The organism is Brevundimonas sp. UBA7838 (assembly GCF_002500885.1).
Lineage (GTDB): Bacteria > Pseudomonadota > Alphaproteobacteria > Caulobacterales > Caulobacteraceae > Brevundimonas > Brevundimonas vesicularis_C.
In genome coordinates, this window is the sequence record NZ_DLTK01000091.1 from 1953 (window position 1) to 2972 (window position 1020).

Consider the following 1020-nt stretch of genomic DNA (forward strand, 5'->3'; position numbering starts at 1 on the left):
GGCCTCGGCCCTAACGCCGCCGCCTGGGATCATCCGATCCAGGGTGTCCTGAAGCGCGCTGGTGCCGGCGTCCACCCGAACCCGCAGGCTCAGTATGGTGCGGCCGGCTGCGTCCAAGAAGACGGCGTCGGTTTCTCCCGGCGCGATGCCGATAACTGTGATGCGCCGCGGCGAGTGCAGCATGGCCTCGGCCACCTGCGGATTGGAGACGATGACGTCGCGGGCGTCGGCGGGCAGATCCACCGCGAACGAGGTGCCGCGCGGCAGGTTGATAAGGCGCTGCGCCGCACCCGTCGAGACGGCGGCGCGGGTCTGGGCGACGCCGGCAGGCGCTGCGGCCAGAGTGGCCAGAAGGGCGCAGGCTGCGGCAGCGGCGGCCTTGCGCATCGTGGGTCGGCGCATCGGTTGAGTTCTCATGGCACGGCCACCACTTCGGGCGCGCCGCCGCGATAGATGCGCACGGCCTGAGGTTGGGAAACGGCTGCAACGGGGCGGCGCGTGGCGCCGGACGGCCCGGCGGTGTCGGCATAGGATCGCAGCGACAGCGATAGTTCGCCCTCGGACTTGGCCTGGGCCAGCAGAACCGAGTCCTGCGGTCTGACTTCCAGGGTCGCGGTAGCGCCCACCACGGCCTGGGCGTCGTCGCCGACGCGGGTCGCCTGGTCGATGGCCAGGACCTTGATGTTCTGCAGCACGACGCCAGAGGCGAACTTGGACTTGGTCGCGCCCTCGACGGCGCCGTCGCGATTGGTTTCGGCGGTCAGCACCACATCGACGCGGTCACCCGGCAGGATGAACCCGCCGGCCGCGGATTCCACCGTCACAGCGATGGCCATCGCCCGCATGCCCGGCTCCAGATAGGCGGCCAGATAGCCGCTGTCGCCGGCGCGCACGATCTTGCGCGACACGATGGGCTCTCCGGCCAGAATGGGTTCGCGGACCACCGAGCCGATATAGTCGGATTTGGCGCCGGTCGTGGCCAGCTCCGTCGCCGCCTTGGCGACGCGGTTCACGGCGTCC

General features: G+C 70.5%; 2 protein-coding genes. Both read right to left on the reverse strand.

Annotated features, from left to right (window positions below):
- Positions 1-402: pilus assembly protein N-terminal domain-containing protein (locus B3T77_RS07645; RefSeq protein ID WP_292078600.1), on the reverse strand; the 402-nt coding region annotated here is incomplete at its 3' end.
- 11 nt (positions 403-413) lie between these two features.
- Positions 414-1020, reverse strand: a 607-nt coding sequence (cpaB, locus tag B3T77_RS07650; RefSeq protein ID WP_292078603.1) for a Flp pilus assembly protein CpaB, incomplete at its 5' end; no start/stop codon positions are given.